The sequence below is a fragment of the Paraburkholderia ferrariae NBRC 106233 genome, assembly GCF_000685035.1.
GTDB lineage: Bacteria > Pseudomonadota > Gammaproteobacteria > Burkholderiales > Burkholderiaceae > Paraburkholderia > Paraburkholderia ferrariae.
Genome location: NZ_BAYB01000007.1, coordinates 78,030 through 99,419, shown reverse-complemented (window position 1 = coordinate 99,419; position 21,390 = coordinate 78,030). Strand labels below are relative to the sequence as shown.

The window sequence follows — 21,390 nt, the reverse complement described above, 5'->3', positions numbered from 1 at the left end:
CTGGAGAGGCCATCATGCAGAACGTGACACTGGTTGGAATCGATCTGGGCAAGCACTCGTTCCATCTTCACGGTCAGGACCAGCACGGCACAGCCGTGTTCCGCCGGAGGGTAAGTCGTAAGCAACTGATCGAGTTCTTCGCCACCTTTCACGCTTGCACGGTGGTCATGGAGGCTTGCGCGGGCGCTCATCACATGGCCCGCAAACTTGCTGACTTCGGACATCAGGCCAAGCTCATCTCGCCGCAGTTTGTGCGGCCCTTCGTCAAGAGGAACAAGAACGATTCGTGGACGCGGAAGCGATCTGCGAAGCAGCGTCGCGTCCGGCCATGCGCTTCGTGACGCCGAAGACGGAATCGCAGCAAACCTTGTCGGCCTTGCACCGCATGCGCGAATCCATGGTTCGGGATCGCGTTAAGACGTGCAACCAGATGCACGGCTTCCTGCTCGAATTTGGCATCAGCCTGCCCATTGGACAGGCTGTCATCAAGCGCCTACCGGCAGTACTCGCCGAGCATTCGCTCCCGCCGCGACTGGTCGCGATCCTCGATCGCCTGCATGCCCACTTCAAGTACCTCACCGAACAGATCGACGAGATCGACAGGGAGATGACCCGGCAACTGGCAGATGACGACCTCGGTCAGCGCCTGCTGGGCATCCCGGGTGTTGGTCCGATCACGGCGAGCGTGCTGGCCTCCGAAATGGGTGATGGCAAACAATACGGCTGCAGTCGGGACTGCGCGGCGTCGATCGGGCTCGTGCCGCGCCAGTACAGTACGGGCGGCAAGGCAAACCTGCTGGGCATCAGCAAACGCGGAGACAAGAATATCCGACGCCTGCTTGTGCAGTGCGCCAGAGCCTACATGCAGCGGCTCGACCGGCAAACCGGCCGGTTGGCCGAGTGGGTTCGTGCGATGCTCACACGTCGGCACTCGAATGTGGTTGCCTGCGCGCTTGCGAACAAGCTGGCGCGTACCGCTTGGGCGCTGGCGACCCGAAATAGCACATTCGATGCAGGAGGCGGTGCCATACCACTCTGAGCGCCCGACTCCCAACTACGTTTTACCAAGTTTCACCTACCTGGTTTTGCGACCGCTGAAATTTGATGACGTGAACGGCATACCGGCCTGGCGAACAATCTGTCAAAGAAATTGGCTTTCGAAGCCGCGGGCTTTTTTGGGATCGTCAGGCGCGATTCTCATCGTGGCGCGGGGAGCGATCCCCACAACGACGCCGGATAGATTTAGGCAAGCCAACCCACACCGTCAAAAATCAGTGTTGCAAAAATGGGGGTGACCATAGATTTTCTTTTGCAGATCGGGCATCTGGCATATCTCACCGCCGACCGGGAACGACTAACATATCAACAGGCGGGTCAACTCACTTCAGACCCTGTCGCAATTTAATCAAGTCCCATCGGGCAATCAGCAACGCGCGTCACGTACAGGGGTGTCTGTCATGTAACCGACACCCGCCCACTATTGCGTTGCTGAACATCATGCATGAATCTCGATCCCGACTGTTCCCCGAGACCATTGGAGCGATTCACAACGGCTCACACCACCTGCTGGCGTTCGGTACGGGCATCATCATCGCGCTCCTGGCCTGGTACCCTGGAAGCTACCCCATCACTCTTCTCGCCCTTCCCGCCCTATGGTCCAGGCTGCCCAACAGGGTAGCCGTATTCACGCTCTGGACAACCTACTACCTCATAGGTGCACGCGACATACCAACGGCCTGCGAACGCTTCTTCGTCGGTCACCAGGAACTCAACACCGGGATGGCCGCCACCCTGGGCACCGCTGTCTGGTTACTGCAGGCCGCTGTTCTCGCGCTTCCCTGGACGGTGCTCAAACCAGAACGGACGACATCCGGCTTCAGCTACGGATGTCGGGCGGCGGCGGCCACGCTGATCGTGACCGTCCCTCCGCTTGGCATCATTGGATGGCTGTCGCCGATTCACGTGGCAGGCACCCTGTATCCCGGCTGGCGAATCACTGGCATGAGTCTTGGACTCGCAACACTGTGTACCGCCTCCATACGGCCTCGCCAGTCCCCAACCTGGGTCACATGTGCCGCCACTCTTGCCGGGCTTTCTCTTTACGCAAACTGCCAGGCCCTCCCACAGTCACCACCAGCCGGATGGCAAGCCGTCGACACCATGCTCGGACGCTTCGACCAATCCAGCTACCAGTCAATCTATGCGCAGACCCTGCAGCTTCAATCGATCGTCCGGCGCTCATTCGCAGACGGAGCGGACGTGGTGATCCTGCCGGAAGAGATCGCCGGTTTGTGGCGTCCCGCGATGAAATTCTGGTGGCGCGCCGATCTTGGACACATGCGTGCTGCCGGGCAGACGCTCGTGATCGGGATGGACCTGACGGTAGAAAACAGTCCATTCCGGTACACCGACAGTGCCGTGGTCACCGGCGCCGGGCGCGGCCGACTCGACAGTCGGCAACCGGTCCCGGTCGCCCTGTGGCGCCCCGGAGGGCCGATCAGTGCAGTCAGGGGAGATATCGACCAGCCGTATCTGATGATCGCCGGTCGCCGCGCCGCGATATCACTATGCTTTGAGGACCTGCTGTGGTGGCCGCACTGGCGCACACTGCTGGACAGACCAGACGTGATCATCAGCCAGTCGAATGGGTGGTTCGACTCCGATCTCGCACTCGCCAACATCCAGCGGCAGAGTATCGAAGCCGTAGCGCGCCTGGCGGGTGCACCGCTGCTACGCGCCACAAACCGGTAACCGGTTCCTTATTTCCCGGCGCCGTTCACCGCATCCTTGAACGCCTTGCCAGCCGTGAACTTCACCGTATTCGCAGCGGCAATCCTGATCTCCTCTCCGGTTGACGGATTGCGGCCCGTACGCGCCGCACGTTTGCCCTGGCTGAATGAGCCAAAACCAACCAGTTGCACCGTATCGCCCTTCGCAACAGCCTTGGTAATGGCACCAATCACGGCGTCGATGGCTTCGCCGCTGATCGCCTTGCTCGCACCCGTCGCAGATGCGACGGCATCAATCAGTTCCTGCTTGTTCATGAAATGCATCCTCTGTCGATTAATAAAGTTGACTGCCATATTCCCATATATGGGCACCCGAACGGCAGCGGTCGCAGCGCAACCCGCGTACCGTACCGCATACACGGTTCACCGCACAAGACCCCGTCGACCAAAGCTCGGAGTCCAGCACACCGGCGTCACGGGAGTGGGGACCGAGATATCCCCGGCATCGCTAAAACCTGTCGTAAAATCGCGGCGTTCACCCGCCCCTGCTCGCTGACCGCACAACCGTATGACCCAATCTGCCCACAGCCGTAAGCGTCGCAGCCCCCGCTATTCGCGCGAGCTGCTTCTGCCCCTGCCCCTCGCGGCGACCCGTGCGCGCTCGCTCAAGTTTCACGCCTATCTGACCACGGTCCGCAAGGGATTTGGCTCGATCGAACATCTGGTCGAACTGGCAAGCGTAATGTACATCTCCTGGTTTCTGCAACGCGCCGGATATGGCGACCTGCCGCTGGACGAGTTTCACATCGCCGAGCAGTACATGGAAATCGCCAACAGGCGAGGCGCATTGGAAAGTCTCTGGTGCCTGGATGAAGACGGATACCCGTTCTTCGAACACATCCTGCTACTCCATGATCGCCAGCTCGATATGGCTCCGGCTTACGCTGTCATCGAGGCGGAAGGAGAATTGCGCGACTTCATCAGCAGCACAGCACCGTCGCCATTGCCACCGCTAACATCGGCCCAGACCGGTGGAACGACGGGAATAACGTAGGATCACTACGCATGTGCCTGTACCGCAACTCCATCAACGTCCCGTAACGTGGCGCGGCACCCATCGCGAAACGCCGAGCATCCCCAGAAATAACCGCGCGAACCCTTGATCCGTCGCATCGGAGCGCCACACGCCGGACACGTGACGGCCGCTCCTGTTATCGATACCGCTTGCCCTCCGCCATTCTTGCCACGTTGCGCCTTGATGCGTAGCACCAGTTGCCGTACCCATTCGCCCAGTTCGTCCTCGAACTGTCGCAGCTCAAGTTTTCCCGCCTCGATCTGCATCAGGCGATCTTCCCATTCGGCCGTCAGCACTGGATCCGCCAGCTCGGGCGCGACCTGCTCCAGCAACGCGATCAGTGCATCGCCCCGCGGCAATGGCACGATCTGCCTTTTCTGCTTCGCGTGATTGCCGATATAGTCCCGACGAAAGAGATTCTCGATGATGCCAGCACGTGTCGCGTCAGTCCCGATGCCAGCCTTCTCCTTCGTGCGCATGATCTTCTTCAGACGCTCATCGTCGATCTCGCGGTCGATCGACTCCATTGCCGCGAGAAGTGTGCCCTCCGTATAGCGCTTTGATGGCTTCGTCTGCCTGCGCTCGACGTCACAGGAAACGTTCAGTGCCGGCTGGCCAACAGTCACCGCAGGCAACGCCGGAACGTCGGGCGTCTCGTCACCCGCGCCATCCTGCCGGTCAGGCCTCGCGGCCGTATCGACCGTCTCACGCCACCCCTGAACGGTCGGTGCATGACCCGTCACCCGGAAAAGCTCACCTTCGCACGTCACCCCGATGACTGTCCTCAGGTACTCGAAGTCGCCCAGAAACTGGGCGAGGTAACGCCACCGGATCAGATCGTAAACAAGCCGCTCGGTCTTCGTGAATCCGGCGAGCCGGACTGCCTCGTTCGTGGTTGGAATGATTGCGTGGTGCGCAGTGATCCTCGTATCGTTGAATGCTCGCCCCGGTGACTGCAGCTGGCTCTTCGAGGCAAGCGCCTTCATCGATGGATCGATCGTGGTGATCGCCGCGAGGACCTTCGGCACTTCGGCAAACATCGACACCGGCAGATGCTCGCAGTCGGTGCGGGGATAGGTCGTAGCCTTGTGGGTCTCGTAGAGCGCCTGACAGGCGTCGAGCACCGCTGCCGCCTTCAGCCCGTAGCGTGCCGACGCCTCGCGCTGCAGGCTGCCAAGACTGAACAGCAACGGCGCAACTTCGCGCTCGGGTGTGGTGTCCACCGCGTCGACGCGCCCCGTTCGACCCTGCAGGCGTGCGGCAAGCGCCTTCACCTTTCCATAATCCGTGGCATGGCCAGCGGTATCGACCAGACTGTCCGGCACGATCCACTGCATCGGCACCCCGGTTCCAGCGAGATCGAAGACGGCCTTCAGGTCGTAATGGACCTTCGGGACAAAATCGCGGATCGCACGCTCGCGCCGGACGATCAAAGCGAGCACTGGTGTCTGCACCCGGCCGAAATGCAGCGTGCCGTCCTTGCCGCCGGTGCCGAACGCCTTCGTCAGCGCCATCGTCAGGTTCATGCCGGCGAGCCAGTCCGCGTGCGAACGGCCGAGCCCCGAGAAATACAGCGGCAGCGTCTTCGAGCCTGGCAGCAGTTGCGCGAGTGCCTTGCGCACCGAAGCTGCATCCATCGCCGACAGCCACAGACGCGAGACCGGGCCGCGATAACCAGTGATCTGCATCATCTCCCGCGCGATCACCTCGCCCTCACGGTCAGCGTCGGTGGCAATGATCACCTCGTCCGCTTCCCGGATGAGTCGCACGACGGTATCGAACTGTACCTTCACCGATGGTTTGACCTGGACCGCCCACCGTTCGGGCAGTACCGGCAGCAGGTCAATATTCCAGCTCGCCAGTTCAGGCACATACTGCTCCGGTTTCGCCTGCTCCAGCAGATGACCGATACACCAGGTCACCGTCACGTCGTCACCGGTGAAGGCACCGATGGCACGACTGCGGGCACCCGCGTGCGGTGCGAGATCCTTCGCCTGTGACGGCTTCTCGCAGATGTATAGCTTCATGTTGACCTCCATCCGGGATGGGGTCCGCTTCCCTGCTGACGCGCGTGGAGAAAATGTTATGGAACCGATCAGTCGCCGCACCGGCAGTCGACGAGCGGCGCGGTCGACTCGCGGTCCAGGTCGGGCGGCTCCAGCCCGTCCAGTTCGAGTTGCCGGTCAAGGAAATCGGCTTCGCGCAGCAGATCGGCATAGCTGGCATATCCGGTGAGAAACCGCTGGCCGCTCAGATGCTCCTGGTCGAGCCACCAGACAACCCGTGTACGGTCTGCCCGGATCGCGCTGACGAGTTTGCGTCGACCCTTCAGGAAACACAGGTCGCAGTTGCCCAGATCGCCAGCGGGATCCAGCGCAAGATTGAACGGTTGCCTCGACCACCAGTGCAGCACGTCAGCCTTCGTGACATCCGCGCGTACGAGCGGCAGGCACGGCAGGCCGGCACTATTGTCGCGGCCGGGTGCAAGCATGCGTGCGACCCGCCGTGGCTCATCGGCGCGGATGCCCAGCACCGAGTCCCAATCCTGATAGCCGGGCGAGCGCATGAACGCCTCACCCACACGGACCTTCAGGTTGCTGGTACACAGCCGATGCCGGACGTTCGGCAGGTAACGCTTCTGGGCGATGAGCCTCGCGAAAGGTTCACCCTTGCGCGAGGCCGAACCGAAGTTGACGTACCGCCATTCGGGCCGACGGAAGCCGCCCGGTCCCTGCCCGCTGACCCATTCGAGCCAGCGCACGGGAACGTGCCAGCGACGGCTGCACTCTTGGACGAACACCAGCGTTTCCTCACGCTCCTGCCCTGTGTTCTCGAATGTGACATGGCAATCCTGTGGCAAACCATCGTTTGCCTCAAGTATCTGGTGCAACATATAGCCGCTCGTACGACCGCCGGAGAAACAGATCTGGGCCGGCCCCTGGATCTAGTACGCAGGATGCGTCATGTTATCACCTGATAAGGAATACTGAATTTCATGTCGTCACGAATTCGCAGGAATGGCATTCAGCGCTTCGTCTGCTGCCCGGATGAACGCCGCGGCAGCCTCCGCGACGATCGCGTTGCCGTAGGCGCGCAATCGCCCCAGACGGGCGGAAGCGCCATCAACCAGCGGGAATGTGCCGGGTTCAACTGGCCGGAACCGGCCGTCCCGGCATCCAATCCAGTCAGCATTTCTCCAGATGCCGTTAGCCGGACCGGGAGCATGGCAAGCGCCCGTTCGCGTATGGCGACCAGCCCTGCGGAATTGCCGGCCGCGCTGCGGCCGTCGCGCGCCGGGGAAAGACTCGTCGGCGTGCGCCACCCCGCCGGCGTCCCTGTCTCGCTGCCGGGCAACCCGACCTGCGCGGCCATCGCGAGCATCGCCGCCGTGCACAGATCTTGGGGACCGCCCCGTCGTTCCACTTCGGCAAGCGCGCCCGCGAGCGAGCGCACGTTCTTGGAGGCCAGCGAGGCGGTCGGCGTCGGCCACGCCGCCAGCATCGCAAAGTCGTTCAGGTTCGAGCCGTGCCGCGTGGCTCCCGCCGCCCGCTTCGGCTGCCCGCCGCCGGTCGCATTGCTTGCCTGCGGACTGGGCCATGACGCGAGCCTGGCGATCCACGCCAGATCGACCTGGCGCTTGCGCCCATCGGGCGTTCGCCCGGTCGGTGACATCTGGCCGCCCTTCGGCGTGCGTCCGCCGTTCGGACAGGTGGGCGTCGGCCAGTAGGCGGCGAGCTGCGCGACCATTTGCAGGTCGGTCAGCGATACGCCCATGCGCACGCCGCGGGCCACCGCACGGCGCTTGCGATCGAGGAAAGCCTCCGGCGTGCCGTTCGCATGCTGCGCGAGCGGCGTGGGCCACGAACCACAGGCGCTGCCGGATGTGCGGCGCACCGACGCCCGCAGCGCAGAGATCGACCGCCCCGACGGCGTAGTCCGCACCTTCCAGGTCAGCGTGAACAAGGTCGAGCCAGTCAAGGCCGTCGCGGCTTGCAACCTGCTCGCCAAACACGATGCCAGGGCGGCACTGCGCGATGAGGCGGAACCACTCAGGCCAGAGGTGCCGCTCGTCGGCAAATCCAAGCCCGCGGCCGGCCGCGCTGAACGGCTGGCACGGGCAACTGCCGGTCCAGACCGGGCGGTAGTCCGGCCAACCGGCGAGACGCAGCGCGTACGACCACGTGCCGATGCCTGCGAAGAAGTGGCACTGGTCATAGCGGACAAGCTCCTGTGGCGTGACATCGCGGATATCCCTTTCGTCGACGTCGCCGGGAGCAATCAGACCCGCGGCGATCAGGTTGCGCAGCCACTGGGCCGCGTACGGGTCGTGCTCGTTGTACCAGGCAGTCATGGCGTGTCACCGCCCGGCCTCGCCCGCGAGAGACGCTCGCGCTGCAGCGAGGCGTAGGTGGGGTTCAGTTCACACCCCACGAAGTGACGCCCGAGACCCACGGCCATCGCAGCCGTCGTGCCGCTGCCCATAAACGGATCGAGCACGACGTCGCCGGGCCTGCTGCCGGCGAGTACACAACGCCGCGCGATTTCGGGCGGCATGACGGCGAAGTGCGCGCCCCGATAGCCACCCGGCGACACAAACCAGACGTCGCGCATCATCACGGGCCGCATGGCCGCGCCCGGGTCAGCAGCACATCGTTCGTTGAACCCTGCGTGCCGACGTGAATGTCCCCGTTGCTTGTCGGCGACGATCTCCCTGCGCCCGTCACGGGTTGTCCAGTGGTGCCCGCCGCGACTTCCGGCGGCAGCCCGCATCGGACGCACGGCACGCGTGCCACCGTTGGCACGATGACTCCCGGCCTGCGCCTGCACATCCTGTGCAAGACGCACGAGCGTCGATTCACGCGGTGGTGTCCTGATCGCATCGAAGTCGCTGTAGTATCGCGCGCGCCTCGACAGCAGGAACACGTACTCGTAGGAGGACGTTGGCCGGTCAAGCTGGCTGCCCGGCATCCCGTTGGGCTTGGCCCAGACAATGGCCGAACGCAGATACCAGCCATCGTCGCGTAGGGCGAAGGCCAGCATCCAGGGAATCCCGACCAGGTCCTTCGCTTTCAGACCAGGCGGAACCGCACTGGAACGGCCGGCGACACCTTGCGCCGGTCCGTGCTTGCGACCTCCCATGGTGCTGTGCGCCTGCCAGGAGCGCCTGGCAGCGTAGCTGTCGCCGATGGACAGCCAGACCGTCCCGTCCTCGACCAGCAGGCTGCGCACATGCCGGAACACGTCGACCATCTGTGCCACGTACTCGCGCGGTGTGCGTTCAAGTCCGAGTTCGTGATGCCGGTCAGGAGCGTCTTCCGGCAGATACGAGCGCAGCCCGTAGTACGGCGGGCTGGTCACCACGGTCTGTGCCCGCACCCCGTCGGCTGCCATGCGTGCCATCAGTAACCGGCAATCCCCAAAGTGGCAGGCGTCGATCCAGCGTGGCGCGGTCATTGAAAAACCTCGCCGTCATGGCGACATCCCGCGGGCAGGCTGGCCCACGCGCACAACCCACCCTCAGGGCACCAAATCCCGATCTGCAGCCGGCGCCACAACGGGCCACCAGCCTGCCAGACACGGACGCGCCAGCCGTGAAACTGCACGGCATACGCGCGACTCCGGGAAGCGATTGCGCCCTCGGCCAGCAGCACCCGCAACATCCTGAGTTCCGCCGCGTCCGGCCATGCCGGACACACAACGTACGTGAGCTCCACGTCTTCCTCCGCCAGGGTAGCCGCGCACGGGGCATATCAACCCACCGTGCGCGTGGAATGAAAACGTGGACTACCGTGCGGCGGTACCGGGCGCGCGACGCGGACGCCGGCCGGCAGCCTGTGCCGGCTCGCCGGTACCGCCGGCCCCGCCGCCCTGGGGCCGTTCGTCTCCGGCCTGCCCGGCAGACTCCTGTGATCCCTCCCTGGTGCCGGCCGCCGGATCGTCCGCTGTGCCGTCCGATGCCGGATCGGAGCCTTCGCGAGGCTGGCGCGGGCGATACACCACCTGGTCGATCCGCACGAGATTCAGCGAGATCGACTCGGCATCGATATGCGCACCGGCATCGGCCTCGTTGTCGCGGTTGATCCAGGGGTTGACATAGAAGTCGCCGCGTACGACGACACTCGCACCGGTGCGGATATGCTGCAGGACGCGCTCGGTGAGACGCTCGTTCCAGATCGTGACGTCAACGGGGAAAGTGCGGCCGTCACGCTGCTCCAGCGTCCCGTCGTCGAGGCGCCGGTAGCTGGCCGACATGACGCGCAGCTCGACGATGCGTCGCGCGACGCCAGCGGTGTTGACCTGTTTCATCGTCGGCGACGCCAGTACGTTGCCGACCAGTTCTGCATAGATGCCCATTGCGGACTCCGTTCATCATGGGTTGCCCCAGTGAATCGAACGCGCTGTCCACTGACTGCTATTGTCAACGGCTGCTCTGCGTCAGCTTGGCGATGCCGCGGTTACCTCATCCGCATATCTCGCTGCGCGGATCACGTGTCGTCGATCCGACGAACCTTGACTGTGCCGTGATCCAGATACATCGCGAGCTGGCTGGCCGCATATCGAAATACCGATTCGAGCGCATTGAGCTCCTTCGCACGCGAATGACACTGCTGCAGATAAGCGCGCAACGGTGCCGGTATCCGGCTGAAACAGGACTGCACGCGCGAGTACGGCACCGCATGCGGCTCGCCGCGCATGAACCAGTCGAGACGATGACGCGTCGCGCCGCTCGCCAGCACGACGCGCACACAGCGCAGCGACGCATCGAGCCCCGCTGTCGCGCTCTCCTGCGCCAGCGCGCCCATCTCGGTCACCGTCTCGTCAAGCCAGTGTTCGTACGAGCGCAGCAGCACCTTGAAGCCGGTTCGCCCGGCCACGCGCGAGACGTGCAATGCGCGCGGTTCGGCCAGCGGGTCCCCCTTACCCTTAAAGGCCTTTGTACGTCGATCCAGATGGGAAGGTCGGTCCGTCATTGCCGCAGTCCTCGTGTCATTGCACCAGCGTGTTTGCCGCAGCTTTCGCATCGGCGTCGTCCCCGGACAGCGGCACGCTGTCGAGCAGCCGCAGTTCGGCGTGCGACAGCTGGCTCACACGCCGGCGGCTGTGACGGGGTTCGCGCTCGCCGGTAAAGACGTCCCGGGGGATCGCACCGAGCAGTGCCCGTGCGGCTTCGACCCGCCGGGCTGCGGCAGTGTCCGCATTGGGCAGGAAATCGACACGTGAAAGCGGCAGCAGCTCGGGGCGGGTGAGCACGCGCTGGCAGTGCACCGCGAAATGAAACACCGACAGGCACCGGTGTTTCGCGAAGCCGATCCGCCGCACGCCCTCGCTGGAGGCCATCAGGTCCCGCAGCACGGCCGATCGCACGAGCCGCACCAGCCAGTCGATCTCGACCAGCAGCATCACGATCATGTAGCCATAGGGGGAGCCAAACCCCAGCGACACCTGGGCTGGTTCGCGTGACTGCAGCACCGCGAAATCGAGCCCCTTCTCGCGCGCGGCATCCAGCAGTTGCCGTACGTGCTGCTGTTCCAGCTCGTTGGCACGCCGGATGCCGGTGATCCGTTCGGCAATCTCGACGAGCTTCCAGTCGGCATAGGGATTGTCGTTGCCCGAGAGAGACCAGAGCGCGCGCAGCGCCGCCGCTACGCGCCGCCCGCCTGCCATGGCATGACCGGATTCACCCGGAGCGACGGCGCGCCCCAGGAACAGGCGCATCGCATCGCGCGTATGCAGCCGCATCCGGTCGCCGCCCTCGCTCGTGAGCTGACCGATCCGGTTGATCTCGCTGGCCTCATGTGGCCTGACAAGGGGATCGCCACCCTGACGCAGCGCATGCACCTGCTGCTGGTGATCGAGCGACTCCTCCCGTTCGAGAAAGAGCTGGTAGCGCCCGAAGAGCGGATCGGCCGGGTCGGGGTCATCCGAAGCAATCAGATGGGCGAGCGCGACGCGCTCGGATTCCAGGTCGTAGCCGTCGGCAAACGGCGACGACGGTGAACGGGCAAAGGCATCAACGGACGAATCGACTGACGGGTCGACGCCGGCTGGCTGCGTGTCCATAAACAGACTCCTCATGAGCAGAATCAGAATCGACGGAAAGGGTTCGTTACCGGGCTGTCCCCCGGGTAACAGGCATTCCTCCCGAACGGGAATCGCGAATTGCCCAACGACCGTTACCCGGGGTAGCAGCGTCAATTGCCGGGCTGCGCGGATAAAGATGGGACGATGCGTGCCCTTTGCACATTCCGGCCGAAATCCCCCTTTCGCAGGATCGGCGGAAAGAAACCGGGGCCGCGGAGTGTTACCCGGGGTAACAGGAGCACTGGAGGCTGTCTGCGACGGGCGCGAGAGACACACGTCACGCATGGCCGGCTCCGGCCTGCGTGAACCGCGCCTGCTTCAGCCCGGCGCGGATGGCGGCAAGATGCAGTCGCGCCGTCTCGGGCGTCGAGGCATGTGGCCGTCCAGGCTCGCTCCCGGAACCGTCGTGGTCGAAGCTGGCAGTCACCGCGCCCTCGACTGCGTGTGCACGCTCACGCGCGGCGCGTTCGAGATGGGCTCGTGCCGGCACGAAGTCGCCTGCGAGACAGCGGCGCACCAGCCCCGCGATGTAGGCGACCGGCGACTGCACAGGCCGGTGCCGGTGGCAGGATGCCATTTCATCGAGCAGCACCTGACGGTCCCGGAAAGGAACGCGTTCGAGGTGCGCCGCAACCAGCGGGTACTCGACCGCGTGCAGCATGGCAGGCCAGACAAGCCCGTCGCCGCTGGCGTCGTCCGCCGCGACATCGGCATATCGCTTCGTCCCCACGACAACCGGGCATACGTAGCGGGTTCCCAAGGCGAAGCCGGTGGTTGTCGTAGTCGAATATGTAATCCTCGTATACGCGCGCGCGTTGGAACCGTACGTTTGTCGCCATCGGTAACGCACCAAACTCTCCGACGGTAACTGCATCCCTGCTTCCTGACCGGGTTGGAGACTTCGGGTTGGCGGGTTTTGAAACGCGACGACGGGGCCGACATCGGGAATGTGCACCGTCCCCCCCGGGCTGTTACCCGGGGTAACAACGCCTGCGAACATCGCTGGACAAACCGGGCTCCCACTGTTACCCCGGGTAACAGCGACAAATGCTTCCGTCCCTGGCGTCGCGCTCCCTTCCCGTGCGCCGCGCGCGATCAGCGCCTTGCGGGTTGCGAGCCGGTCACGAACATCGATGCGGGAGACCAGCCGCTCGAGCTGGTGCCGCAACTCCGTCGCGTTGATCTGCGTGAACACCCGTTTGCCGGTGTTCGGGCGTGTCAGTTCGCGAATCAGGCCCTGCCGGACCAGCCGGCGCCGGGCATTCTCCTGCTGCACGCGGTTCAACCCGAGCGAGCGCTGCCATTCCAGCCCGCTCTGGGTGAACCACGTAGCCTGCTGGTCTGCTTCCCGACGCTGAAGCTGCACCATACGCGAGAGCAGCAGCGCGGCGTTGACGTTCCCGACGAGATCGACGAAGACCCGCCGGAAGGCCACCGTCGGCCCGAGCAGTTCCTGCATCGCCCCCTCGTCCGTACGGATCGCCTCGATCGACGCGGGCAGCGGTCCGACCATCCGGCAACTGGTCCGCACCGCTGTCGACATCGCCCGGACATCCAGGCGGTAATGCAGGCACGCCGGGCGACCGCCCCGCCATTCCATGACCAGGTTCCTGTCGCGCAGACGGCGCCGCGCATTCTCCTGCTCCTCACGCGACAGCCCGGTTTCGGCGAACCAGTGTTCCCGCGTCTTGTGGACCCAGCCGCCGTTGCTACCGACGTCGCGCCCGCGTCGCGTCCAGTAGACGAGCTGCGAGAGCAGCATGGCATCTTTCGGATGGCCTGTGATCCGCGCAAGACGTGTCCCGAACGCGATGGGCCGGTACGGCTTGAGGGCAAACCACAGGTCCTCGAAGTCCTCCAGATAGGGTGGCGATCCTTGCATCATGGCTGCACTCCTTCCGGCCGCCGCGGCGGCCATGCGATGTGCGCCGTGCGCTCGGCGGCCTTCTGCCGCAACTGGGCCATGATCACCGGCCAGAGCAGACGGTACTCATCCGCAGGCCCCGGTCCCTTTCTCCGGTGTCCAATCAGGCCCTTCACGCGCAGTACACGACGGGCAGCACGCTGTTGCCGCTCGGACAGCGCGAGGCGCCGTTCCAGTTCGCCGGGTGTGACCGTCAGCCACTGGTCGCGACAGCCAGCCTCGCTCTCGATCGTCGACAGCTCGGTCAATACAGCTGCTGCCGGCATGTCTCCGCATATCTCGACGAAGCAGCGGTCGATAGTGATGGGCATGTCGAGCATCGACAGCATCAGTTCCGTTTCCGCAGGTGGCGGTCCGGGCGGATCATCCCAGCTTTTGCCCGGCAACAGGTTACCCTCCGGGTCTAGGCGCATATCGTACATGGTGAGACTCCCTTGAGTTCGGGGAAGGACGGACGCAGACCGATGAGGCCGCATCCGGGTTCGCCGCGCTGTCCAGTGCGGCAAAGAGCGAGGCAAGCGACCACGCGCCATCGCACTCGCGATGCAACGCCAGATAACGCTCACGGACATCGGTGATGTCCCGCAGGCTATGCCAGCGCGACAACAATGTGTCGGTCTCGCGGGCTGCCGGCATGCGTGGCTTGGCGGGCGCGGGAACGTTCATCTCCCTGCGCAGGCGGGAGATGGAGGAGCGCGTCGCGGTACGAAAGAACCGCCGGATCATCGGAGCGCTCGCCTGCGCCCGGACAAACGCATGGAGCAGGCGCTCGTCGTGCCACTGCCGCGCGATCAGTTCACAGCGTCGCTGCAGAACATCGAGGTCGACGAGTACGCGCAGCGCACCAGAAGCAACCAGCGCATCGATCAGTGCCCCGGTACGTGCGTCGGCAAGCACGCGCCGAACGGAGACAGGCAGACCATTTCCTGCCCTCCTTTCTTCATCATTCGATGTTTCACATGAAACTTTGCAGTCCGTATCAATACAATGAAATCGATTGCTGTCCATGCGTGACAGCTGGATCAGTTCCAGTAGCACGATGTGCCCGATGGCGGCATCCGGAAGGGGAAAGAACCCCGGCTTCATGCTCCCTCCCCACGCAGTAGCCGCTCGACCGCATCCAGCTCGTTCCATCGCGGTGGGCGGAAGCGCTCGGGACAGGCAACCCGGAACGCACGGGCGGCGTGCACGAGTTCGGACCACCACAGCCCGATGGGTCTGTCGGGGTTGAGCATGGCGGCAAACATCACATCCATGCGGTCACCCAGCAGGGGCTCCCCGACACAGGAATCACAGATCCGCGCCCAGTAATCTTCATCGCGCGCCATGCGCGCATACACGCTTTGCTTCGGTACGTGGTCAAGGCCAGATGCCGTGTTCTGTCGCGACAGGCTGACCAGCCACCACCAGCCGAGATACCGGTTCAGCCCGTCAGCATTCAGGCGCGCCTGGTCATCCAGCGATGGCTGCGAAGGCTCCGGTAGCGGCGGTTCGACCATGAAACCATAAGGCAGGCCGGGCGCATCCCGGACACATCCTTCGAGCCCGCACGTGTCCGCAAACGCGTTCAGTGCGTCACGGAAAGCTGCGGCGGCCAGTTCCACGCTCGCTGCTGGAACAACCGTCGATGACGCGGGCCAGTTGATCGATTCGGTGGCCGGGGGATCATCGTTCAGCGAAGCATGCGGCTCCCTCTCCCGAACGGCGATGCCGTGCCCGGCAATGTCGCCTGCACGCGTCTCACCTGGAATGTGCGGCGAGGACACGGACTCCGGCTTACCCCCTTCGGCTTCCACCGAGCTCTCAATGGCGGGGTGCTCTGCGGCGTGCCGCAACTCATCCGCGCCGACATCGGGAGCATGCTCAAGGAGATGGCTCATACGGTCCAGACCTTCCATGGAAACTCCCAGCGCAACCGCGCAGCGCGATCGAAAGCCTCGAATGAGATTCCCCGCATCCAAGGCCAGGGCCGCTGGATGGTGATCCTGCATGGTCTCCGGGGGGAAGTCGGCCGCAACCTGCAGCAGTGCCGGATCGATCACATGGTGCTGGAGCCAGGCATCATCGAATCCCAGGCGGCGCGTGAGCCGGATCAGTGCGCCCATCGCCGGCTGGATCATGTCAACGAGCACACGCCGGCTCAGGTATTCCGTAGCGGGGCCCAGTGCGGAAAGTCGATCGACGGCAAACTGGAACAGTGAGAGCAGGACGTGACTGACGGGTGTGCCCTCTTCCTCGAGCAATCGCGAAAATTCGCGCAATGACAGCGTGGTGCCCTGCTCCTTTTCCATATCCGCCTTGAGCGCGAGATAACCATTCGCCTTGTCCCAGAAACACAGGTCGGAGCGCTGGTCGTTCTCGCGCAGATGGGCGGCCAGCAGCCTGGCCTCCCCGGGATACGGAACGCAGACGAAATCGTAGTAGAGGAATCGCTCGTCGCCGGTCTCATCGTAGAGTGCCGTTGCTGCTGTCACGCGCGAATTACCGCCCTTCGCGACGACGTATCGGGTTTCGCCGGGTCTGCGCGTCACGGTTACGATCTGCTCGATTCCGTTCGCGCGGATCGACTCTTTCAGCTCAACGATGCGCTCATTGGAAACACGCCGCGGGTTGCGCTCATAGACCACCACCTCGTTGATCCTTAACCGGATGACCGATGTCAGTTCCGGCTCGCGCGCCTGTGGTCCCGGAGCAGGAACGCCCAGCCGTCGCGCAGCGGCTATTTCCCTCCCCGGACTTCTCGCAGTCCCAGATGCGCTCATGCCACCGCCCCGCACGGGTCGCCGACAGTATCGCTGCCATCCATCACCGGTCGTGGTGAACCCGCATAGACCTGGGCCAGCGACGGGAATAGTTCCCAGGCCAGGCGATGCATGACGTTCCATGCGGAATTGCCGAACCTTCGCCGACGATCGAAATCATGAACAGGAACGCGGGCGGTCGCGGCCGCGGCGTACGCGGCAGCCGACGGCACGACCGTGTCCAGCACCCTGACTCGCCGATGATTCGCGAAGCGTTGTCGAAGTACGGCAGCCAGTACCCTTGCGTTGACGGTCCGTTCATGCGCATTGATCAGCGCGAGTAGATCCCCGGAGCGGAATGACTCGCCGAAATCGGCCAGCCGGTTCAGGTGATCGAGCATGCCGATGGTACCTGTGACGAACTCACCCGCACTCAGCGCATCGGGCTTCACCGGCGACACCATAAAGTCGGCTGCCATCGCAGCAGACCTCTGCAGCTCACCCACCGCTCCCTGCGTATCAATCAGCACGACGTCGTAGGGCTCCAGCAGCGGACTTCGCATCGCGCGGCGCATGATCATCAATCGGTCCTCACGGCGGTTGAGCCACGACTGTAGCGTTGCATCCGGCGTATCGGAGTAGATGAGATCGAGATTCGAAAAAATGGTGCGGCTAATACAGTCCGCGGAGGGATTGCCACCTGAGGTTACAACAGCACTCAGACCGCGGGGTGAGCGGTAATGGACGGGAAAGAACTTGCTTAGACTCGGCTGGACATCTGCATCGATCGCGAGGACCTTCATGCCGAAGGCTGCGAGCAGGCCGCCCAGATTGGCGGCAACGGTCGTCTTACCGACGCCGCCCTTGGTGGAAACGAAGGAGATAACAACGGGCACGGTAGAAATTCCAGTGCAACATCATGACGTGAACTCAGGACTCGCGTATTGAGGTACAGCGTGAGACACAAATGTCAGGCAGAGGTATCGTTTCTGTCGGAGACGTTTCTTCGGAATCTGACCGCGTCATTTGCGACGCAATCCACCTCTCGAATCCGTCGACCGGAAAGAGTCGCCGCCGCCCGATACGGATCGACGGAGGCATCGGTTGCCCCAGCGTCAGCCGGTTACGCGCGGTGGCTGGCGCGATATGCAACTCGCGCGCAATCTCCTCCAGCGTATAAAAGCGCGTCACCGTCGGGGCCTCCTCGCAACACAAAAGGCAGTACAAAGATGCACGACCTGTCCATTACTTACTTTTCCGAGCCAGGCACGTCCAGACTTGTCCAGTACTCAATGGTGCCTATAATCGAGGCACGGATTCACTCTAGAAACGAAGGACACACATGTCAAGCGCCATTGATCCTGCCGACTACCATCAACGCCTCGCGCACGTGCGCGAATACCTCGAACTGTCCCAGGAAAAGATGGCCGGACGTCTCGGTATATCACTGCGTGCCTATGCAAATTACGAGCGGGGCGAGCGCGCTATTCCCATCGACGTTGTCCGTACCTTGCTTGAGAAGTGTGCTGTCGATCCCGTGTGGTTGCTCACGGGAGAAGGTGGCATGCTGCTCGACCGCGATGTACGGTTCCGCCTTGACCAGCGAACACTGGAGGCCGTCACCGCGACGGTCGCACGTATCGAAAAAAACCTCGATCTATCGCTAGCAACGAAAAAAAAAGCGCGGCTCATCGGGCTGCTGTATGAGCAATGTCAGCTTCTCGGCGAGAACCGTGGGGACATCCTCGCCGACGCGCGAGTCGACCGTCTAACCCGGTCGTCGCTTTGACGTGAGCGACGCGCAAAAATACTAAACAGAGGTCAGAAAGCTAACTTGACAGGCTACTCTTCAGACGTGAAGGTTCTACACGCGCTGCGACTTCGGTCCCATCGTGTATCCGCAGTGAGGAAGATCATGGGTCGTCTGAAGGAGGTACGAAAGGAAATCGAACAGCTCTGCGAAGAGATTGAGCGAGACGCCATACGCTTGCGCCAACATCCCGCAACCGGAAGAGAAGTTGTCCCTCCTTCGCCTGTCCGTATCCACCTGGTCTTGTCCGGAGAAATATCCCGCCTGCGCCTCAAGATCTCGCTACGGCAGGATCATGATAACGAAGATCGCTAGCGTCGCCTGTCTCCGCCTTCCCAACAAACACCCGGCAATCACGATCCGTGATGTCTATCTGCGGATGGATCAGGCAAGCGTCAGGACGCCTCCGCGGCGGACTTGCGATTCTCACCATACATACCACAGCGATGGTTGTCATATGGTCCTCAAAAGTACGGATTTAGCATCAATCGCAAAGATTTTCATATCTCATTAAATAGCTTTCCTGAATAATATTTAGAGCAAGTTCTTCGAACAGCTATTGCCATAGCTATCCCTGAGATCACCATTGGCAGGTTAGCCCGGGTTCTGGACTTCAAGCCCCACTGGATGAAGACAGACTCAATCGCGTCGGAAGTTCCGCCGCCTCGTCGACGATCCTTCGGGCGTTCCGATCGCCGGGTTTAAACGCCGTTCAAATTTGCTGAACGGACTGTACGACCCTCCCTGGTTTCCTAAGATGAAAGTCCCGTTTCTGCCAGCGATGTGCGTGAATAGACGCACGCTTCAGCTGGCGCTGTCACGACTGATCTTCAGGCGAGGCTACCATGACGAATCGTGCCATCATCCACGATCAGAACCTGATTCGCTCCGTGTTTCCTGGGTGGAATGCGGTACGTCAGGCGATGACTGCCCCTATACTATCAAGGGTGATCGCAGATATCGCCTTTGACTGGCTGAGTATCGCCGGTGCGATGCTTTTCTTTCATCGCTTTGGATGGTACTCCGCCCCCGCAGCCATTGCGTGGATCGGCAACCGGCAGCGGGCGCTAGGCAATCTTCTTCACGACGCCGCTCACCGGAATCTTGCATCCTCGCGTCAACTCAATGACGTAGTCGCAAGGCTGTTTATTGCGCCTCCGCTTTTCAATAGTCTGGTCATGTATTGCGAGTCCCACGCGCGCCACCACGCGTGGCTCGGAGACCCAAAGTCAGATCCCGACTACATTGACGTTCGTCCCGCTCCGGGCGACAACTGGCGGCATCCCTACCTCGTGGTCCTGGTGACCCCGCGCACATGGGCTGCCTCGATCTTTGGACACCTTCACGCCCGACAGGTCACATTTTCGCGTAAAGCAGGTATCGTCGTCTGGTGGATCTGCGTGCTGGGTGGCGTAACGCTTCTCGCAGGACCCCACGTTGCGGGCGCATTCATCGCCCTGTGGATACTCGCCAGGGCCACCGTGTTCCATGCGATTACCACCTTTCGGGAATTCTGCGACCACTTCGGTAGGGAACCCGGCGGCGTGTTCAGTTACACGCGCGACATTTCCTCGTGCAGCATGTGGCGCTGGATCATTCACCCGCACAACAACGGCTACCACCTTACCCACCACTTGATGCCCTCGGTCCCGTATCATCGCCTGCCGAAGGCACACGCAAGGCTCCTTGAGCTACCGGGCTTCGCCCGCGCGGCACGCGTATCCCGCACTTACTTTTCCGGCCCCGATGCGGTGGTGCGGGAATGGGAGAATTCCAGAGGAGAACAGCCATGGTAGGTCGCAATCTGGGTGCCATTCATGTCGCCGCACTGCTCGTCTCCGCGAGTTGTGGAATTGCCTTCTTGCTCGGCACTGGCGAAATGGCCATTCATTCCGGTATCGCGGGCAGCCTCTATGCCGTCGTGACCGCGTTTGGAATGTTCGCGCTCGGCCTCATCGCAAAGAGACTCTGGTTTGCCGGCAAACCGATTTGGGAGGTCTTTGGAAACCAGTATGGTCCAGTTGTGAGAAAGGCCGTCGCACTCCTCTCGCTCGTGTGGATGGCTGGTGTACTCGCAGCGCAGATTCACGGCAGTGTCGCCGTCCTTGCAACTGTGGGATTTTCGACATTTCACTCAGTGCTTGCAACTTCCATTGCGCTGCTGGCAATCTCGTCCGTTGACCTGGGCGTCGCGGCTCTGCTTTTCACATTTGGCCTGCTCGGCAGCAATCTGATATTGCTACATGCGCTCGTCACATCAGGAGGATTGCCGGTCTACCTCCATGCGTGGCCGTCGTTCATTCGCGGGGTGTGGACTGCGCCTCCCATCGAAACGCTCACGATGGCGAGCGGCATTGGATTCCTGGTACTCACCGGTTCCGACTATCAACAGTTCGTCATCGCTGCGCGTCGACCGGTGGACGCCTGGCTTGGCTGCGTCTTCGCGGGCATCTTTCTCATCGCTGCCGGATTTTTGCCAGCCGCCACCGTTGTAGCAGCACTTCATAGCGGACAACTGTCTGGGCTTACAGACTACGCCGGCGCAATCCCCTTGATCATGCTCCATACCGGTGGACCCGCAGGCCCGATCTGCCTCGGCATTGTCGTGCTGGCGGCGCTTGGATCCGGAACAGCCATCACGCATGCAATGGGCAGTGCATTGATGGACTTGCATCCTTCCATCCGCCGCCACGAACTCACATCAAAATGTCTCATCACCGCGATTTGCTCGATCATCGCTATCGACGGGTACTCGATCGTCTCAACCATTGTTTCGCTGAACGCCATTTACATTTCGGCAGTCGGAGTACTGTTTGTGCTAGATCAGACCGGAAAACCCGCTGCACGACGCTGCGCTCTTCCGATGATGATCTCAGGCGGCATGTCTTCCCTGCTCACAGCAGTCGTGTCCTGGGCGCACATCGCGGACCTGCCAAACTGGATGTCCCTGACCACGGGACTGCTCGCGTCCGTCGCCCCGCTGCTCGCATGGTATTTTATCTGCGCGCAGCTTGGTGCCCGGTCATGAC

Annotated in this window: 19 protein-coding genes and 2 pseudogenes; 6 read left to right on the top strand and 15 right to left on the bottom strand. The window is 62.7% G+C overall.

All coding sequences use genetic code 11. The features are described from left to right. Positions 1-14: 14 nt before the first annotated feature. Together BFE01S_RS37765 and BFE01S_RS07220 are read left to right on the top strand one after the other, a co-directional pair. A pseudogene (locus tag BFE01S_RS37765) lies at positions 15-1,039 on the top strand (IS110 family RNA-guided transposase). A 446-nt stretch (positions 1,040-1,485) separates the two neighbouring features. Continuing rightward, positions 1,486-2,751 carry a carbon-nitrogen hydrolase family protein gene (locus BFE01S_RS07220; protein ID WP_245621051.1) on the top strand — a complete coding sequence of 422 codons (1,266 nt, stop codon included), beginning with the start codon at positions 1,486-1,488 and terminating at the stop codon, positions 2,749-2,751. 8 nt (positions 2,752-2,759) lie between these two features. Here BFE01S_RS07220 and BFE01S_RS07215 read toward each other — a convergent pair whose 3' ends face one another. Continuing rightward, positions 2,760-3,044, bottom strand: coding sequence for an HU family DNA-binding protein (locus tag BFE01S_RS07215; protein WP_028224897.1), 285 nt, complete (start codon positions 3,042-3,044; stop codon positions 2,760-2,762). A gap of 253 nt (positions 3,045-3,297) precedes the next feature. Here BFE01S_RS07215 and BFE01S_RS37760 point away from each other — a divergent pair, with 253 nt between their 5' ends. Then, positions 3,298-3,783 carry a hypothetical protein gene (locus tag BFE01S_RS37760; protein WP_052420804.1) on the top strand — a complete coding sequence of 162 codons (486 nt, stop codon included), beginning with the start codon at positions 3,298-3,300 and terminating at the stop codon, positions 3,781-3,783. A 5-nt stretch (positions 3,784-3,788) separates the two neighbouring features. On the opposite strand, the gene BFE01S_RS37755 is transcribed toward BFE01S_RS37760, so the two are convergent. The 14 genes and pseudogenes from BFE01S_RS37755 to BFE01S_RS42815 all read right to left on the bottom strand — a co-directional run bounded on the left by BFE01S_RS37755 (position 3,789) and on the right by BFE01S_RS42815 (position 17,742). Then, positions 3,789-5,831, bottom strand: coding sequence for a DNA topoisomerase 3 (locus BFE01S_RS37755; RefSeq protein WP_042337355.1), 2,043 nt, complete (start codon positions 5,829-5,831; stop codon positions 3,789-3,791). A 68-nt stretch (positions 5,832-5,899) separates the two neighbouring features. Next, positions 5,900-6,697, bottom strand: coding sequence for an adenine nucleotide alpha hydrolase family protein (locus tag BFE01S_RS37750; protein WP_174464442.1), 798 nt, complete (start codon positions 6,695-6,697; stop codon positions 5,900-5,902). Positions 6,698-6,828: 131 nt separating this feature from the next. Beyond that, positions 6,829-7,767 (bottom strand): hypothetical protein, encoded by a 939-nt coding sequence (locus tag BFE01S_RS37745; protein ID WP_052420801.1) that lies wholly within the window; start codon positions 7,765-7,767, stop codon positions 6,829-6,831. Then, a pseudogene (locus tag BFE01S_RS46515) lies at positions 7,712-8,155 on the bottom strand (DNA cytosine methyltransferase); the annotation flags it as partial. The gene BFE01S_RS37745 and the pseudogene BFE01S_RS46515, both read right to left, overlap by 56 nt. Then, positions 8,152-9,258 carry a DNA-methyltransferase gene (locus BFE01S_RS07185; protein WP_042337304.1) on the bottom strand — a complete coding sequence of 369 codons (1,107 nt, stop codon included), beginning with the start codon at positions 9,256-9,258 and terminating at the stop codon, positions 8,152-8,154. The gene BFE01S_RS07185 and the pseudogene BFE01S_RS46515, both read right to left, overlap by 4 nt. A gap of 330 nt (positions 9,259-9,588) precedes the next feature. After that, positions 9,589-10,158: a single-stranded DNA-binding protein gene (locus BFE01S_RS37735; protein WP_080763848.1), complete on the bottom strand. Its 570-nt coding sequence runs from the start codon at positions 10,156-10,158 to the stop codon at positions 9,589-9,591. A gap of 131 nt (positions 10,159-10,289) precedes the next feature. After that, a complete protein-coding gene (locus BFE01S_RS07170; RefSeq protein WP_028224895.1) occupies positions 10,290-10,775 on the bottom strand; it encodes a hypothetical protein in 486 nt (161 codons plus the stop codon). A 16-nt stretch (positions 10,776-10,791) separates the two neighbouring features. Continuing rightward, positions 10,792-11,865 (bottom strand): PFL_4669 family integrating conjugative element protein, encoded by a 1,074-nt coding sequence (locus BFE01S_RS07165; RefSeq protein ID WP_028224894.1) that lies wholly within the window; start codon positions 11,863-11,865, stop codon positions 10,792-10,794. 298 nt (positions 11,866-12,163) lie between these two features. Continuing rightward, complete coding sequence (locus BFE01S_RS07160) at positions 12,164-13,771, bottom strand: hypothetical protein (protein ID WP_028224893.1); 1,608 nt, start codon at positions 13,769-13,771, stop codon at positions 12,164-12,166. Further along, complete coding sequence (locus tag BFE01S_RS07155) at positions 13,768-14,232, bottom strand: hypothetical protein (protein ID WP_028224892.1); 465 nt, start codon at positions 14,230-14,232, stop codon at positions 13,768-13,770. Before BFE01S_RS07155 ends, BFE01S_RS07160 begins: the two co-directional genes overlap by 4 nt. Beyond that, a complete protein-coding gene (locus BFE01S_RS42820; RefSeq protein ID WP_080982298.1) occupies positions 14,201-14,896 on the bottom strand; it encodes a hypothetical protein in 696 nt (231 codons plus the stop codon). Before BFE01S_RS42820 ends, BFE01S_RS07155 begins: the two co-directional genes overlap by 32 nt. After that, positions 14,893-16,440 (bottom strand): ParB N-terminal domain-containing protein, encoded by a 1,548-nt coding sequence (locus BFE01S_RS07145; RefSeq protein ID WP_245621050.1) that lies wholly within the window; start codon positions 16,438-16,440, stop codon positions 14,893-14,895. Before BFE01S_RS07145 ends, BFE01S_RS42820 begins: the two co-directional genes overlap by 4 nt. A 128-nt stretch (positions 16,441-16,568) precedes the next feature. Next, on the bottom strand, positions 16,569-17,447 hold the full coding sequence (locus BFE01S_RS37730; protein WP_039334728.1) for a ParA family protein: 879 nt from the start codon (positions 17,445-17,447) through the stop codon (positions 16,569-16,571). 34 nt (positions 17,448-17,481) lie between these two features. Beyond that, positions 17,482-17,742, bottom strand: coding sequence for a helix-turn-helix transcriptional regulator (locus tag BFE01S_RS42815; RefSeq protein ID WP_080763890.1), 261 nt, complete (start codon positions 17,740-17,742; stop codon positions 17,482-17,484). Positions 17,743-17,893: 151 nt separating this feature from the next. Between BFE01S_RS42815 and BFE01S_RS07135 the strand changes: the two genes are divergently transcribed. The 3 genes from BFE01S_RS07135 (at position 17,894) to BFE01S_RS07120 (ending at position 21,389) form a co-directional block, all read left to right on the top strand. Further along, entirely contained in the window at positions 17,894-18,340 is a 447-nt protein-coding gene (locus tag BFE01S_RS07135; RefSeq protein ID WP_028224889.1) for a helix-turn-helix domain-containing protein, read from the top strand. A gap of 866 nt (positions 18,341-19,206) precedes the next feature. Beyond that, positions 19,207-20,157, top strand: a complete 951-nt coding sequence (locus BFE01S_RS07125) for a fatty acid desaturase family protein (RefSeq protein WP_028224888.1) — start codon at positions 19,207-19,209, stop codon at positions 20,155-20,157. Next, a complete protein-coding gene (locus BFE01S_RS07120) occupies positions 20,151-21,389 on the top strand; it encodes an SLC5/6 family protein (protein ID WP_028224887.1) in 1,239 nt (412 codons plus the stop codon). Before BFE01S_RS07125 ends, BFE01S_RS07120 begins: the two co-directional genes overlap by 7 nt. The last annotated feature ends 1 nt before the right edge of the window (position 21,390 follow it).